Below are 15,110 nucleotides of genomic sequence, written 5' to 3'. Positions count from 1 at the left end.
CTGCCGCCATGGACGTGGCGGGGCTGGCGGCACAGGCGGCGGAGCTGATCCCGCGGCGCGGGCGGGCGGTGCTCGGGCTGGCCGGCCCGCCGGGGGCGGGCAAGTCGACCCTGGCGCGGCGGCTGGTGGCGGAGCTGGGCGAGGCGGCGGCGTACGTGCCGCTGGACGGCTTCCATCTGTCGAACGCGCAGCTCGACCGGCTCGGCCTGCGGTCCCGCAAGGGATCCGAGCCGAGTTTCGACGTCTGGGGATACGTGGCGCTGCTGCGGCGGCTGCGGCAGGAGACCGCCGAGGAGGTGTACGTGCCGGACTTCGACCGCGTGCTCGACGAGCCGGTGGCGGCACGGCACCGGGTGGCGCCCGGGGCCCGGCTGGTCGTGACGGAGGGGAATTACCTGGCGCTCGACGCTCCGGGCTGGCGTGAGGCCCGCGCGCTGATGGCACGGGTGTGGTACGTCGACGCGCCCGAGGAGGTACGGGACGCGCGGCTGATGCGGCGCCACACCGGGCACGGCCGGGACACGGCGGCGGCCCGGGCCTGGATCGACGGCAACGACCGGCCCAACGCGGAGCTGGTGGCGACCAGCCGCGGCCGCTGCGACCGCGTCCTGACGCTTCCGGACGGCTGACAGGCCGCGGGCTATTCGCCGAAGCGGGCAGCCGCCAGGAAGTCGGGCCGGGGGTCGAGCGCGGCGGCGAGGCGGAAGTGGCGCATCGCCTCGTCCGCGCGTCCCGCCCGCTCCAGCGTGCGCCCCAGCGCGAAGTGCGCGTAGGCGTTGTCCGGCTCGCGCTCCAGCACCAGCTGGAACTCCAGCTCGGCGGACCGCAGCTGGGCGGCGAGGAAGAAGGCGCGGGCACGCAGCAGGCGGGCCGCCGTGTTCTCCGGATGGGCCCTGATCAGCGGATCGAGCAGCTTCAGGGCCCCGCGCGGATCACGGGCGGCGAGCAGCCGCTCGGCCGCGCGGAAGGCCACGACACGGGTCTGCGGGGTGGTATCGCGCACAGCGCATCTCCTTAGGAACCAGACGTACGGAACGCTCGGGACGGGACGGGTATTCCCCCCGGCACGACGCCGGCGCGGGGTGCGGCCCCGGAGCGGGCGGCTGCTCAGGCGCACGGCAGGGATCCACTGGCGGCGCGGCCGCCCGCCGCGGCGGGCTCGGGTCCGCGCGGGGGATCCGGCGGCGGGCCGCTGAACCCACCAGACTGCCACTTCCCCGATCAGCCCGCCAGACCCGCCAGCCCGCCACACTCCCGCCGAAAGCTGGCCGCCGGCACCGGGGGTGACCGGCCGGAGCGGGGGGCATGGCATCCTGGCAGCCACTGCGGCGCCAGAGGTCACAGGGGAGGGCCGTGATGCAGCAGACGCAGCCGGGCCGGGTCGTCGGGGGGCGCTACCTCCTGCGGGAGGAGCTGGGCTCCGGGGGGTTCGGCCGGGTCTGGCGGGCGCGCGACGAGTTCCTGGATGTCGAGGTCGCCGTCAAGGAGATGCGGCTGCCCGAGGCGGGGACGGCGGCCGAGCGGTCCGAGCGGCTGGCCCGGGCCCGGCGCGAGGCCCGCAACGCCGCGAAGCTGCGCGACCATCCGCACATCGTCGCGGTCTACGACGTGGTCGTCGACGAGGACGTCCCCTGGACCGTGATGCAGCTCGTCGACGGCGTGTCCCTGGCCGACCGCCTCGCGGAGCGCGGCCCGCTGCCGGTGGCGGAGGCCGTCCCGGTCGCCGCCGCGCTGCTGAGCGCGCTCGGCTCGGCGCACGAGGCGGGGATCGTGCACCGCGACGTCAAACCGGCCAACGTGATGCTGGCCGCCGGGGACCAGGTCCTGCTCACGGACTTCGGGATCGCCGTCCACCAGGACGATCCCGCACTCACGGCGGCCGGGATGTTCATCGGCTCGGTGGAGTTCACGGCGCCGGAGCGGCTGCGCGGCGCGCCGGGGACGGCCGCCGGCGACCTGTTCTCCCTCGGGGTCACGCTCTACCAGGCCCTGGAGGGCGTCTCGCCGTTCCGCCGGGACAGCCAGGCCGCCACGATGAGCGCGGTCCTGTTCGACGAGGCGCCGCCGCCCCGGCGGGCGGGGCCGCTGGCGCCGCTGCTCGAAGGGCTGATGGCCAAGGACCCGAAGCGCCGGCCGGGGGTGGCCCAGGCGCGCCAGCTGCTGGCCTCCGTCCTGGGCACCGGCGCGGCCCCTTCGCCGGGCGCTCCCCCGGCCAGCGGCGTGCCCGGCGGCGTCCCCTTCGGCCCGCCCGCCCCCGCCGCACCCTCCGGTACCCCTGGCACCCCCGCCCCGCAGCCGGCCGGCCCGGCCGCCCTCCCGCCGCGCGCCCGCGCGGCGCTGGCCGCGGCCGAGACCGCCGCCCGCGGCATCCCTGACGAGTCCGGCCGGGTGGCCGCGCTCACCCAGATCGCGAAGGTGCTGGCCGCGGCCGAGCCGCACCGGGCCGCGGCGCTGCTCCAGGAGGGGCAGCGCCGCGCCGCGGGCATCGCCGACGGCTCCGCCAGGGCGTCCGCGCTCGCCGGGATCGCCGAGGCGATGGCGGGCACCGACCGCCAGGGCGCGGCGTGGCTGGCAGACGAGGCCGAGCGCCTCGCCCGCGGCGTGCCCGGCGGCGAACCGCGCGCCCGCGCGCTGGGCGCCGCCGCGCTGGCGCACGCCGTCCTCAGCCCCGGCCGGGCCGAGCAGCTGGCGCGCGCCATCCCCCACACGCCCGAGATGGTGCGGGTGCTGGCGGAGATCGCCCGGAAGCTGGCGGCCGCCGACCCCGGCCGGGCCGAGCGGCTGGCGGACGAGGCGGCGCGCCTGGCCGGCGGTCTGGCGGACGACGCCAGCTGGCCGGCCCGGTCGGTGGCGCTCGGGGTGACCGCGCTGGCGTTCGCGGCTACCGACCCGGACCGCGCCGAGTACCTCTCCCGGGTGATCCCGGACGACGAGGTCCGGGCGAACGCGCTGGCCGAGATGGCCTCGGAGCTGGCGGCCGCCGACCCCGGCCGGGCTAAGCGGCTGGCGGACGAGGCCGAGCGGCTGGCCCGCGGTTTCCCCGGCGAGGAGGACCGCGCCGACATGCTGGCGGCGGTGGCCAAGGCGCTGGCGGGCACCAGCCCGGACCGGGCCGCCCGCCTCGCCGACGAGGTCGAACACACCGCCCGCGCCCGGTTCCACACTCCCCGGGGGCAGCAGCAGCTGGCCCGGGCCGCCGTGGTGCGGGCGGCCGCCGATCCGCACCGGGCCGAGAGCCTGGCCCAGGGCCTGCCGGACGCCTACGCCCGGGCGTGGGCGCTGACGAAGCTCGCGAAGGCGTGGGCCAGCCCGGTGTGACCGTGTGCGGGGCCGCGCACGCCGGGCCCGGCACGTGGTTGTGGCGCGGCGGCGCGCGGGCGAGGCTGGTGGATCATGAGACACCCACCCGAAGGCGAGGAGCTCTCCCGCCGCGGTCGGCTGATCGTGCTCGCCGTGTGCTGCATGAGCCTGCTCATCGTCAGCCTCGACATCACGGCCCTGAACGTGGCGCTGCCTTCCCTCCAGAAGGACCTGGACGCGGACGTCTCCGGGCTCCAGTGGACGCTGGACACCTACACCGTCGTGCTGGCCTCGTTCCTGATGCTGGCCGGCTCGACCGCCGACCGCGTCGGGCGGCGCCGTGTCTTCCGGATCGGCCTGGTGGTCTTCACGGCGGGCTCCGTGCTGTGCGCGCTCGCGCCGGGGCTGCCGTGGCTGGTGTGCTGCCGCGCGCTGCAGGCCGTGGGCGGCTCGATGCTCAACCCCGTCGCGATATCGATCATCACGAACACGTTCCGCGACCCCCGGGAGCTGGCGCGCGCGATCGGGGCCTGGGGGGCGGTGGTCGGGGTGTCGATGGCGGTCGGGCCGCTGGTCGGCGGGGCGCTGGTGCATTCGTTCGGCTGGCGCTCGATCTTCTGGCTGAACCTGCCGGTGGGGCTGCTGGCGCTGGTGCTGACCGCGCGGTTCGTGCCGGAGTCGCGGGCGGCGCACGCCCGGCGGCTGGACCCGGTGGGGCAGCTGCTGGTGATCGCGCTGCTGGGCTCGCTGACGTTCGGGATCATCGAGGGCGGCAACGAGGGCTGGGGGTCGCCGCTGATCGTGGGGTGCTTCGCGGCCGCGGCGTGCGCGCTGGCCGGGCTGCTGGTCTACGAGCCGCGCCGCCCGGAGCCGCTGATCGAGCTGGGCTTCTTCCGCAGCGTGCCGTTCAGCGGGGCGATCGGCATCGCGGTCGTGGCGTTCTCCGGGATGGGCGGTTTCCTGTTCCTGACCACCCTCACCCTCCAGAACGACCAGGGCCTGTCGCCGCTGGCGGCGGGGCTGCACCTGCTGCCGATGGCGGCGACGACGATGCTGTTCTCGCCGCTGTCGGGGCAGCTGGTGGCGCACGTGGGCGCCCGGGTGCCGCTGGTGGCGGCCGGGGCGGCGATCGCCGCGAGCGGCGCGCTGCTGGCGTGGCGGGAGGGGGAGCTGACAGGCGTGTCCTACCTGCTGGCGTTCGTGGCGTTCGGCACCGGCTTCGGCCTGGTGAACGCGCCCATCACCAACACGGCGGTGACGGGCATGCCGCGGGCTAGGGCGGGCGTGGCCGCAGGGCTGGCCTCGACCGGGCGGCAGGTCGGCTCGGCGCTGGGCATCGCGGTGGTGGGCACGACGCTGGCGGCCGGCGCCCGCACGGCGGGCTGGTGGATCATCTGCGGCTGCGGCGTGCTGGTGCTGGTGTGCGGCGTGCTGACGACGGGCTCCCGGGCGCGGGCGTCGGCCGAGCGCACGGCGGCCCGGTTCGAGGGCACCGAAGCCTCCGGGGCCCGCGCCCGCTGAACCGGGCGGCGGTCAGGCGGGGGCGGCGGTCGTGCCGCGCGGGGTGAACCGGGCCGGCGGCGACCAGCGTTCGGTGACGGGGCGGCCGTCGATCAGCTCCAGGACGGACTCGGCGACCCGGGTGCCGAAGAGGTGCACGTCCACGCTCATGGTCGTCAGGGCGGGCGAGGCGAGGCGGCACAGGGCGGAGTCGTCCCAGGCGACCAGGGACAGCTGTCCGGGGACGGCCACGCCCGCCTCCTTCGCGGCGCCGAGGCCCGCCACCGCCATCACGTCGTTGTCGTACAGGATGGCGGTGGGGCGTGTGTCCGCCGGGGCGTCGAGCAGCCTGGCGGTCAGGCTGGCGCCGGACTCCGCCGAGTAGTCGCCCTCCAGGAGCACCGGCGGTGCGATGCCCGCGGCACGGCAGCCCTCCCGCAGGGCCGCCGTGCGGGCCCGGGTGTGGAGCAGCTCGGACGGGCCGGTGACGCGCGCGATGCGCCGGTGCCCGAGCGCGAGGAGCTGGTCGAGCGCCTCGCGTACGGGCGCCGCGTCGTCGGTGGGCACGGCGGGCATGCCGGTGCGGCCGTGCCAGGTGCCCGCGATGACCGCGGGCAGTCCCAGCTCGCACAGCACGGCCGGGCGCCGGTCCCCCGCGCGCAGGTTGGGCACGATGACCGCATCGACCAGGCCGCGCTGCGCCCAGCGCCGGTGGGTGGCGATCTCCTCCCGCTGGGTGGCGACCACGTGCAGCAGCACGGACAGGCCGCGCTCGGCCAGCCGTTCCTCTATGCCGGCGATGAACTCCATGAAGAACGGCTCGACGCCCAGCAGCCGCGCGGGGCGGGCGAGCACCAGGCCGACAGCTCCGGATCCGCTCACTGTGCCGACCGCACCGCCTTGTCCAGCAGCGCGTTGGCGCTGCGCAGCACCAGCGGGCCGGTCAGCTCCGCCGGGTCGAGCCGGGCGGAGGTGCGGACGCGGAACGAGCGGGTCTCGCCGGGCAGGAGCGTGACCAGCATGTCGTCCACGACGGCGTCGGGCGCGAGGCGGTCGGCGAGCACGGCCACGTCACGAGCCAGGGAGACGGCGGTCACGTCCACCCGGTAACCGCCGTCCACGGCTACCGCCTTGGCGCGCAGCGGCGCCGGGTCGAGGGCCGCGTCGCGGTCCTCGGCGAACAGATGGACGGCACGCGTCTCGCCTGCCGTGATCACGAGCACCTCCCGCGCCGCATCCCCCGGCTGCACCAGTGACGCGGCAAGTTCGAGCCCGGCGGCCGACCGCGCCGGAATGCCGAGGGGCATGGTAGCGCTCGCGATCACCTCGCCCGTGAACGTCAGCCGCTGTGCCCAGACTTCTCCGGTCCAGGGCTCCGGGGAGTCGTTCACGGCGACGAGCGCGGGCCGGCCGTCGCGGGGCTGGACGGTCAGCAGGCGCGGGGCGAAGGCGTGCCGCAGGCCGTACCACAGCGGCTTGGGCCGCCCGTCGCCGTCCACGGCCGCCCAGGAGGTCACCGGCCAGCAGTCGTTGAGCTGCCAGACCAGGGCGCCGGCGGTCCGCGGCCACCAGGAGCGGAAGTGCTCGATGCCGAATGCCACGGCGCGGGCCTGGTTGAGCTGGGTGGCCCAGTGCCAGTCGGCGAAACCGGCCGGCTCGGGCAGGTGGGGTGCCATGCCCCGGCCGAGCTTGCCGTTGCCGTCCTCGGCCTTCTGGTGCAGCGCGAACGCGGGCGAGGACGGCGTGAGCGGCTCGTCGTGGATCCAGCGGGCCAGGGTGGCCCAGGTAGGCGGGCCCTGGAAGCCGAACTCGGAGCAGAACCGGGGGATGTGGTCGCGGTAGTGGGTGTAGTCGAGGCGGTTCCAGACGTCCCACTCGTGGCGGGGGCCGTGGTCCTGCTCGTTGGGGTGCTTCTCCTCGGGGCTGAAGCGGGGGCTGTAAGGGCTGCCGTCGGCGTAGCAGCGGGCCGGGTCGAGCTCGGCCACGATCCGGGGGAACAGCTCGGTGCAGTACCGGTAGCCCCAGCTGCGGCCGTCCAGCTCCTCCTGCCAGCCCCAGTCCCGCCAGCCCCAGAGGTTCTCGTTGCCGCCGTTCCACAGGGCCAGCGAGGGGTGGGAGGCCAGGCGCACGACGTTCTCACGGGCCTCCGCCTCGATCTCGCTCCACAGCGGCTCTTCCTCGGGGTAGGCCGCGCAGGCCAGGAGGAAGTCCTGCCAGACGAGAACGCCGCGCTCGTCGCAGATGTCGTAGAAGTCGTCGGTCTCGTAGATGCCGCCGCCCCAGACGCGGAGCATGTTCATGTGGGCGGCCACGGCCTGGTCAACGCGGCGTTCGAGGCGCTCGCGGGTGACGCGCGTCAGGAAGTGGTCGTCGGGGATCCAGTTGGCACCCTTGGCGAAGACGGGGGTGCCGTTGACGACGAAGGTGAACGGCGTGCCCGTCGCGTCCGGGGTGGTGTCCACGGTGAGGGTGCGGAAGCCGATCCGGCGGGTCCAGGTGTCCAGCGGCTCCCCGGCGCCGTCACCGGCGGTGAGCGTGACGCTGAGGTCGTACAGCGGCTGCTCGCCGTAGCCCGCGGGCCACCACAGGCGGGCGCCGGGGACCTCCACGGTGACGACGGCGCTGGTGGCACCGGCCGGGACGGTGACGCTGGTGCGGTGCCCGCCGACGGCGGCGGTCACGGTGACGTCGCGGTCCTCGCCGAGCCCGGAGCGCTCGAGGGTGACGTGCACCTCCGCCCGGCCGGTGCCGTCCCCGGCGACGGTGACCAGCGGCCTGACCTCGGCGAGGCGGGCGACGCGCCAGCGCTCCAGGCGGACCGGCTTCCAGATGCCGGCGGTCTGCAGGTCCGGGCCCCAGTCCCAGCCGAAGGAGCAGGCCATCTTGCGGACCATGTTGTACGGGTGCGGGTAGGCGCGGGGCCGGCTGCCCAGCCGCTGCTGCACCTCCTCGGCGTAGGCGAGCGCGGAGCGGAACGTCACGACGAGGTCCTGCTCCGCGCCGGTCAGCAGGGAGCGGACGTCGAAGCGGTAGGAGCGGTGCATGTTGGCCGTCGAGCCGAGGCGCCGCCCGCCGAACTCGATGGTCGCCACGGTGTCCAGGCCCTCGAAGACGAGGTCGGCCCGCTCGTCGGGCGCGGCGGCCTCGGCCCGGACGGTGGTCGCGTAGCGCCAGTCGGTGCGGTGGGCCCAGACCAGGTCCGCCTCGGTGCGGTCCAGGTAGGGGTCGGGGATCAGTCCGGCCGCCAGCAGGTCGAGGTGCGCGCTGCCGGGCACCTGTGCGGGCACGGCGCGGCCCGCCAGGGCTTCCGGTACCGGTCCGGCCACCGCCGTGAGGTACCAGCCGTCGTGCAGGGTGCGGCGGATCATCGTGACAACTCTCCCGAAATGAGGCGGCTCAGACCGGAAGAGATTGTTATGCAGCCGAATAAAGTAAGTCAACTACGCTTCGGTATCCCTTGACAGCCAGCGAAGGACCGCCCCGTGACCTCAGCCAGCGCGCCCGTGCCCCGCCCCGCCGGCCCGGCCTCGTCCACCTCCGCGCGGCGGGCGTCAGCCTCGTCCTCGACCTGTCCGGCGGCAGACTGCCCCGGTCGCCGTGCACTGGGGAGGGGACCTCGGCGCGCTCCCCTCCGGCGGCTGGAAGCGCTGCGGCTGGCCCAGCGCCCGCAGCCCATCGGTTTCTCGGTGGACGGCCCGGTCGACGTGGCCGTGCTGCCGGAGCAGTCCGCCAGCTGGCTCGGCACCCCGGGACTGGCCGGGAACCGCGGCGGCGCCGCCTTCTCCACCGCCTTCCGCACCACCCGGGCCGAGCGGGACGGCGACCGGGTCCGGCTCGGCGCCCGCGACACCGCCGCCGGACTGAGCCTGCACCTCACCATTGAGCTGGCTGCCCTCCGGCCTGCTGCGCCAGCGCGCCACCGTCACCAACGACGGCGGGACGCCGTTCACCGCGGACGGCGTCAGCCTCACGCTGCCGGTGCCGCCCCAGGCCACGGAGCCCCGGAGCGGCAGCGGATACAGCGCTGGACCAACGCCCTGGTCCCGCTGGAGCTGATGGGCACACACGTGGGCGCAGGCGAGGCGCACACCACCGGCCGCCGCCACTCGCCCGGCTTCCGCGCCGGGACAGCCCTGTTCGGCCACTTCGGCATCGGGTGGGACCCGTCGGCCGCCTCCCCCGGGGACCGAGAGCGGCTCGCCGCATGGATGGCGCTGTACAAGGAGCTGCGCGGCCTGCTGCACACCGGCACCGCCGTGCACGCCGACCACCCGGACCCGGCGTACCAGCTGCACGGCGTGGTCGCCGAGGACGGCTCCGACGCGCTGTTCGCTCTGGTGGCCATGGCGACGTCCCCGCTGTACCCGCCCGGCCCGGTGCGGCTGCCGGGGCTCGGCGCCGGCGCCGTCTGCCACGCGCGCCCGCAGCCGCCGGGTGACGTCCCGGACGGGAACGCGCACCGCCGGGGCGTGCCCCTGCCGTGGTGGACGCCCGAAGGGGTGCGGCTGCCGCGGCGCGTGCTGGCGGACGCGGGCTTCCAGGCGCCGGTGCTCTTTCCCGAGCGCCTCGTCCTGCTGCGGGCCCCTGGATCTGACGGCGCGTGACGCCGCCACGGCCCCCGGTGCGGCGGGGCCGGTGGCGTGCCGGTCAGGCCGGCGGCTCAGGTGCCGCCCGTGAGCCGGTCCGGGACGGGAGGCCGCCGGGGTCCGCGGCCGGCTCGCCGCCGGGGCCCAGCCATGTGCCGGCCTCGTGGTCGTAGGTGAGCTCCAGGTACCCGGGCGGCACGGCCACCGGGTCCCCGGCCAGCGAGCGGCCCCGCTGCTCCGGGTTGGGTGCCGCGGCGGCCAGCAGCTGGGTGTAGGGGTGGCGCGGCGTGAGGATAACGTCATCGGACGGCCCGCGCTCGACGACGCGGCCGCGGTACATCACGAGGATCTCGTCGGAGAAGTGCCGGGCGGTCGCCAGGTCGTGGGTGATGTACAGCACCGCCAGCCGGTCCTCGCGCTGGAGCCGGGCGAGCAGGTTGAGCACGCCCAGCCGGATGGAGACGTCCAGCATGGAGACCGGCTCGTCGGCGATGACGACCTGGGCGCCCGGGGCCAGCGCGCGGGCGATCGCCACCCGCTGCCGCTGTCCGCCGGACAGCTCGTGCGGCCGGCGGGCGGCCATGGCGCGCGCCGGGGTGAGGTTCACACGCTCCAGCAGCTGCTCTGCCTTCTCCCGTGCCTCGCGCCGCGTGCGTGCCCGGCCGTGCAGCTTCAGCGGCCTGGTGAGATGGTGCTCGATGGTGTGGAACGGGTTGAGCGAGGCGAACGGGTCCTGGAAGACCATCTGGACGTGGTCGCGGTAGTGCCGGTCCGGCACGGGGGTGCCGTCGGGGCCGGTGGCGGTGATGGCGCCCGCGGTGGGCTTCTCCAGGCGGGCGATCATCTTCGCCACGGTCGACTTGCCGGACCCTGACTCCCCGACCAGGGCTACGGTGCGGCCCGGGGTGAGGGTGAAGGAGACGCCGTTGACCGCCCGCAGCCTGCGGTGGCTCAGGCCGTTCCTGACGCGGTAGACCTTCACCAGGTCCCGCACCGTCAGCGTGGTCATGGCGTCACCTTCCCGGGGGCGGCGGTGTCCGTGGGCCGCTCGCGCTCGGACGGCTCCCCGGTGCGGACGAACGCGCCGCGCTCGCCGGTCAGGCTCGGGAAGGAGTCCAGCAGCATGCGGGTGTAGGGGTGCTGCGGCCGCTCGTACAGCTCGGCGGCCGGGGCGTACTCCACGACCTCGCCCTTGCGCATGACGGCGATGGTGTCGCTGAGTTCGAGCAGCAGCGGCAGGTCGTGGGTGATGAAGACGACGGCGAAGCCCAGCTCGTCGCGCAGCCGCACGATCTCCCGCAGGATGCCGCGCTGCACGACGACGTCGAGCGCCGTGGTCGGCTCGTCCATGATCATCACCTGCGGGTCCAGCAGCATCGCCATGGCGATCATGACGCGCTGGCGCATGCCGCCGGACAGCTCGTGCGGGAAGGAGTCCAGGCGCACCGGGTCGACGCCGACGAGGCGCAGCACCTCCTCGCACCGGGCGCGGCGCTCGTGCCTGGCCATGCCGGGCCGGTGGGTAGTGAGGACGTCGTCGAGCTGCTCGTGGACGGAGATCACCGGGTTGAGCGAGTTCATCGCGCCCTGGAAGACCATCGAGAGCTTGTCCCAGCGGAACGCCCGCAGGTCTTCGCCTGCAAGCGCCAGCAGGTCGATGTCCTTCCCGCCGCGGTCGTGGAAGACGACCGAGCCGGAGGTGACCTCGGCCGGAGGCCGGTGCAGGCGGTTGACGGCGTAGGCCAGGGTCGTCTTGCCGCAGCCGGACTCGCCTGCCAGGCCCAGGATCTCGCCGCGTCCCAGGGTGAGGGAGACGTTCCTGACGGCGTGGACCGGCTCGTCGGTCCGGTAGACGACGCTGAGGTTCCTGACGGTGAGGACGGGCTCGCGCCCGCCGCCGGCCCGCTCCTGCTCCGGGCCGGCGGCGGGGACGGGCGCGGAGGCGGCCACGCCCACCGGGCCGTCGCCCGCTGCCTTCGCCACGCGCAGCTTCGGGTTGATGATCTCGTCGATGCTGAAGTTGATCAGCGCCAGGCCGCAGCCGAAGAGGGCGATCATCAGGCCGGGCGGCACAAACCACCACCACGCCTCGTACTGGAGCGCGAAGCCGTTCTGCGCGAAGTACAGCATCGTGCCCAGGGTGTGGGAGCCGGAGGAGCCCAGGCCCAGGAAGGACAGCCCGGCCTCGGAGAGGATCGCCGCGATGACGGCGAAGACGAACTGCGAGGCCAGCAGCGGCAGCAGGTTGGGCAGGATCTCCACCGCGACGATGCGCCAGCGCTTCTCCCCCGCGACGCGCGCCGCCGCCACGTAGTCGCGGTTGCGCAGCGAGAGGGTCTGGGCGCGCAGCACCCGGGCGGAGGCCGCCCATCCGGTGACCGCCAGCACCAGCGCCACCGTCCACCAGCCGCGGTCCTCGGCGGGGACGAACCCCGCGATGACGATGATCAGCGGCAGGCCCGGGATGACGAGCATGACGTTGGAGAACAGGGAGAACGCCTCGTCCAGCGCGCCGCCCGCGTAGGCGCCGATGATCCCGAAGAAGGCCGACAGCAGCGTGGCGAGCACGCCGACGAGGAGACCGACCTGGAGGGAGCCGCGCACCGAGTGCGCCAGCTGGGCCAGGACGTCCTGGCCGGTCTGGGTGGTGCCCAGCAGGTGGCCGTCGCCCGGCGGGGCCAGGCTGTCGTTGCTGATGGCATCCGGGTCCCCGGTGAACACCGGGCCCAGCAGGCCGAACAGGGCGATGCCGCCGACCAGCACGAGGCCGACGGCCAGTTTCGGCGACCAGCTCGGCAGCAGCGCGCGCAGGCGGCTGCCGGGCCGGACCCCCGCAGGCTCCGGGCCGGCGGGCGCCGCCGCCGTGGCGCCCGGGGGCGCGTCGTCACGGGCACCCCCGGTGAGCGGGCTGAGGTCGGTCACGGGTACTCCTTGCTCAGTTCTCGGCTCGGGTGCGGGGGTCGATCAGGCCGTACAGCAGGTCGACGACGAGATTGGCGCCCAGGACCGCGATCGTGATGACGAGAAAGATGCCCTGCATGAGCGCGTAGTCGTTGTTCTCGACCGCCTGGAGCAGCTTCCCGCCGATGCCCGGGTAGGAGAAGACCTGCTCGGTGATGATCGATCCGGCGACGACGAAGCCCAGGGAGACCGCGAACCCGGCGACGGAGGGCAGCACCGCGTTGCGGGCGGCGTAGCGCGTCATGATCCGGCGGTTACGCAGCCCCTTGGCGCGTGCCGTGAGGACGTAGTCCTCGTCCATGGTCGAGACCATCATGTTCCGCATGCCGAGCAGCCAGCCGCCGACGGAGGAGATCACGATGGTCAGGGCGGGCAGCGTGCCGTGGTAGAGGGCGGACTGGATGAACTCCCAGTTCCAGCCGATGGTGAGGGTGACGTCGTAGCCCTGGAGCAGCGGGAACCAGCCGAGCTGGCTGGAGAACACCAGCACCAGGATCAGCGCCAGCCAGAAGTAGGGCACGGCCGACAGCACGGTGGTCGCGGGGACCAGGCTGTCCAGCCAGGTCCCCCGCTTCCAGCCGACGATCGCGCCGAGCGTCACGCCCAGCAGGAACGACAGCAGGGTCGCGATGCCGACCAGCGCGACCGTCCAGGGCAGTGACTGGGAGATGACGTAGGACACGTCCTCGGGGAAGGCGCTGACCGAGACTCCCAGGTCGCCGCGGAGGAGGTTGCCCAGGTACGCGGCGTACTGGTGCCACAGCGGCTCGCCGGTGTCGGTGCCGAGCAGCAGCTCGTAGGACTCACGGACAGCCGGATCGACCGAGCCGCCGCGCTGCTGGAGCTTGGCCAGCAGGGTGTCCACCGGGTTGCCCGGCATCAGCCGGGGGATGAAGAAGTTCAGGGTCAGCGCCGCCCACAGGGCGACGAGGTAGAACCCGAGCTTCCGGGCGTAGTACCTCATCGGTGCGTGTCACCCGCCGTTGGGCGTCAGCTGCTTGAAGATCTCCGCCTGGTCCGGGCGCTGCCAGACGGCGGGGTAGGCGTAGAGGTTGTCCTCGGTCGGCCAGCCGCTGAACTTCTCGGCGTTGTACTCGCTGGTCGTGCCGCCGGTCAGGACCGGGACGTAGGGCATGTCCGCTTCGATCCGCGCCTGGATGGCGTCGTAGTACGGGCGCCGGGCCTCCAGGTCGGTGGGGTCGAGCTGCCGCAGCTCCTCGATGGCCGCGTCCACCTCGGGGCTGGCGTAGCGGGCCCAGTTCGGGTTGGCCTGCTCGCCGACGGGGGCGGTGTTGTCGCTGTTGAAGAAGTAGTTGTAGTTCCAGTACGGGTCGGGTGAGGGGCCCGGGTACTGGGAGTCCAGCTGGAGCTCGAAGTCGCCGCGGCTGCGCGCGTCGGACCACTCGTTCCACGAGGACTGCTCGACCGTCAGCTCGATGCCGGCCTCGCTGACCTGCTCGCGCATGGTGTTGACGGCGGTGATGTAGTCGGTCCAGCCGGAGGGCACGCCCACGGTCAGCGAGACCTTCTCGCCGTCGCGGGCGTAGATGCCGTCGCCGCCGCGGGTGTAGCCGGCGTCCTCCAGGATCTGCTGGGCGCGCTCGGTGTCCGCGTGCATCGGCACGGTCCGCTCCTGCAGCTCGTCCGACACGTAGCCGGCGTCGCGCTCGGGCAGGGCGTAGCCGGGGGACATGGGGCCCGCGGTGTTCTGGAAGGCCAGCGCGTTGAGCTGCTCCCGGTCGATGGCGTAGTAGAGGGCGCGGCGGACGGCCGGGTCGGTCTGGGGGCCCTCGCAGCCGAGCTCCTCGCTGGAGCAGGCGGTCAGGTGCATCTGGAAGGCGTAGACCGTGCTGGCCTGGTAGCCGGGGTACGCCTCTTCGACGTTCTCCAGGTTGGGTACCGGTCCGGTCTGCCAGTCGATCTGGCCGGCGGCCAGCGCGTCGGCGCCGGCCTGGTTGCCGGAGAGCGCCAGGTAGCGCACGCGCTGCAGCTCGGGCTCGCCGTCCCAGTAGGTGGGGTTCGCCTGGAGCGTGAACGCCTGCGCCTTGAAGTCGGCCAGCAGGTAGGGGCCGGTGCCGACGGGGTTGTTGACGGGGTCGGTGGCCGGGTCCTCGATCCCGCTCCAGATGTGCTCGGGGACGATCCAGACCTTGCCGAGGAGCTGCGGGCCGTCCATATAGGAGGGCTTGTCGAAGGTCACCCTGACCTCGTGGTCGTTCACGGCCTCGGCCTCGCCGGCGTAGCCGACGGTGTTGATCTCGTCGTGGGCCGCCAGCATGTCGAACGTGAACGTGACGTCCTCGGCCGTGAAGGGCTCACCGTCGGACCAGGTGACGCCCTCACGCAGGGTGATGGTCAGCTCGGTGCCGTCGTCGTTCCAGGAGAACTCGGTGCCCAGGCGCGGCTGCGGCTCCTCCTGCTGGGCGATGTTGTAGAAGAACAGCGGCTCGAAGATCGTGCCGGGGCCCTCGTTGAGCGTGGGTGAGTAGGGGTTGAAGTTGCGCTGGTAGTCCCCCGCCTGTCCGGTAAAGACGATCAGGGTGCCGGAGTCGCCGCCACCGCTGCTGCCGCCGTTGCTGGAGCCGCACCCGGCGGCCAGCAGGCCCACGCAGACGGCACCGACCGCCGCCGTCCGCAGGCGCCGCGATCCTGGTTGCAAGGACATGTCGATTCCTCTCCTGGTCGCCCCGCGCCGGGGCCTGGGGGACTCACCCGGGGCCCGGGACCCGCCCGGGTTTAGGATTGTTAAGCCGCCGAATTAAC

At 74.1% G+C, this 15,110-nt stretch carries 11 protein-coding genes; 4 read left to right on the top strand and 7 right to left on the bottom strand.

Going from position 1 to position 15,110, the window contains the following annotated elements; genetic code table 11:
• Positions 1 to 8 precede the first annotated feature (8 nt).
• On the top strand, positions 9 to 629 hold the full coding sequence (locus JK356_RS19200) for a nucleoside/nucleotide kinase family protein (protein WP_201869909.1): 621 nt from the start codon (positions 9 to 11) through the stop codon (positions 627 to 629).
• Between the two features lie 11 nt (positions 630 to 640).
• Here the strand turns inward: JK356_RS19200 and JK356_RS19195 are convergent, their stop codons facing one another.
• On the bottom strand, positions 641 to 1,003 hold the full coding sequence (locus JK356_RS19195) for a tetratricopeptide repeat protein (RefSeq protein ID WP_201869908.1): 363 nt from the start codon (positions 1,001 to 1,003) through the stop codon (positions 641 to 643).
• Between the two features lie 353 nt (positions 1,004 to 1,356).
• Between JK356_RS19195 and JK356_RS19190 the strand changes: the two genes are divergently transcribed.
• Together JK356_RS19190 and JK356_RS19185 are read left to right on the top strand one after the other, a co-directional pair.
• The gene (locus JK356_RS19190; RefSeq protein WP_201869907.1) at positions 1,357 to 3,318 is read left to right on the top strand and encodes a serine/threonine-protein kinase; all 1,962 of its coding nucleotides are present in this window, start codon (positions 1,357 to 1,359) and stop codon (positions 3,316 to 3,318) included.
• A 75-nt stretch (positions 3,319 to 3,393) separates the two neighbouring features.
• Positions 3,394 to 4,821 carry an MFS transporter gene (locus tag JK356_RS19185; protein WP_201869906.1) on the top strand — a complete coding sequence of 476 codons (1,428 nt, stop codon included), beginning with the start codon at positions 3,394 to 3,396 and terminating at the stop codon, positions 4,819 to 4,821.
• A 12-nt stretch (positions 4,822 to 4,833) separates the two neighbouring features.
• Here the strand turns inward: JK356_RS19185 and JK356_RS19180 are convergent, their stop codons facing one another.
• Together JK356_RS19180 and JK356_RS19175 are read right to left on the bottom strand one after the other, a co-directional pair.
• Positions 4,834 to 5,682, bottom strand: coding sequence for a LacI family DNA-binding transcriptional regulator (locus JK356_RS19180; RefSeq protein WP_201869905.1), 849 nt, complete (start codon positions 5,680 to 5,682; stop codon positions 4,834 to 4,836).
• Positions 5,679 to 8,168: a glycoside hydrolase family 2 protein gene (locus tag JK356_RS19175; protein ID WP_201869904.1), complete on the bottom strand. Its 2,490-nt coding sequence runs from the start codon at positions 8,166 to 8,168 to the stop codon at positions 5,679 to 5,681. Before JK356_RS19175 ends, JK356_RS19180 begins: the two co-directional genes overlap by 4 nt.
• 318 nt (positions 8,169 to 8,486) lie before the next feature.
• Between JK356_RS19175 and JK356_RS22085 the strand changes: the two genes are divergently transcribed.
• Positions 8,487 to 9,404, top strand: coding sequence for an alpha-galactosidase (locus tag JK356_RS22085; protein ID WP_307815751.1), 918 nt, complete (start codon positions 8,487 to 8,489; stop codon positions 9,402 to 9,404).
• A gap of 43 nt (positions 9,405 to 9,447) precedes the next feature.
• Here the strand turns inward: JK356_RS22085 and JK356_RS19165 are convergent, their stop codons facing one another.
• From JK356_RS19165 to JK356_RS19150, 4 genes are read right to left on the bottom strand one after another with little or no spacing between them, the layout of a single operon-like run.
• Positions 9,448 to 10,395, bottom strand: a complete 948-nt coding sequence (locus JK356_RS19165) for an ABC transporter ATP-binding protein (RefSeq protein ID WP_201869902.1) — start codon at positions 10,393 to 10,395, stop codon at positions 9,448 to 9,450.
• Complete coding sequence (locus JK356_RS22450) at positions 10,392 to 12,308, bottom strand: dipeptide/oligopeptide/nickel ABC transporter permease/ATP-binding protein (RefSeq protein ID WP_307815749.1); 1,917 nt, start codon at positions 12,306 to 12,308, stop codon at positions 10,392 to 10,394. Before JK356_RS22450 ends, JK356_RS19165 begins: the two co-directional genes overlap by 4 nt.
• Positions 12,309 to 12,321: 13 nt before the next feature.
• A complete protein-coding gene (locus tag JK356_RS19155) occupies positions 12,322 to 13,311 on the bottom strand; it encodes an ABC transporter permease (RefSeq protein ID WP_201869901.1) in 990 nt (329 codons plus the stop codon).
• Positions 13,312 to 13,320: 9 nt separating this feature from the next.
• Positions 13,321 to 15,012, bottom strand: a complete 1,692-nt coding sequence (locus JK356_RS19150; protein WP_201869900.1) for an ABC transporter substrate-binding protein — start codon at positions 15,010 to 15,012, stop codon at positions 13,321 to 13,323.
• Between the last annotated feature and the right edge of the window lie 98 nt (positions 15,013 to 15,110).

The organism is Streptomyces sp. 7-21, from assembly GCF_016741785.1.
Taxonomy (GTDB): Bacteria; Actinomycetota; Actinomycetes; order Streptomycetales; family Streptomycetaceae; genus Streptomyces.
This window is presented reverse-complemented; position numbering and strand designations above follow the sequence as displayed.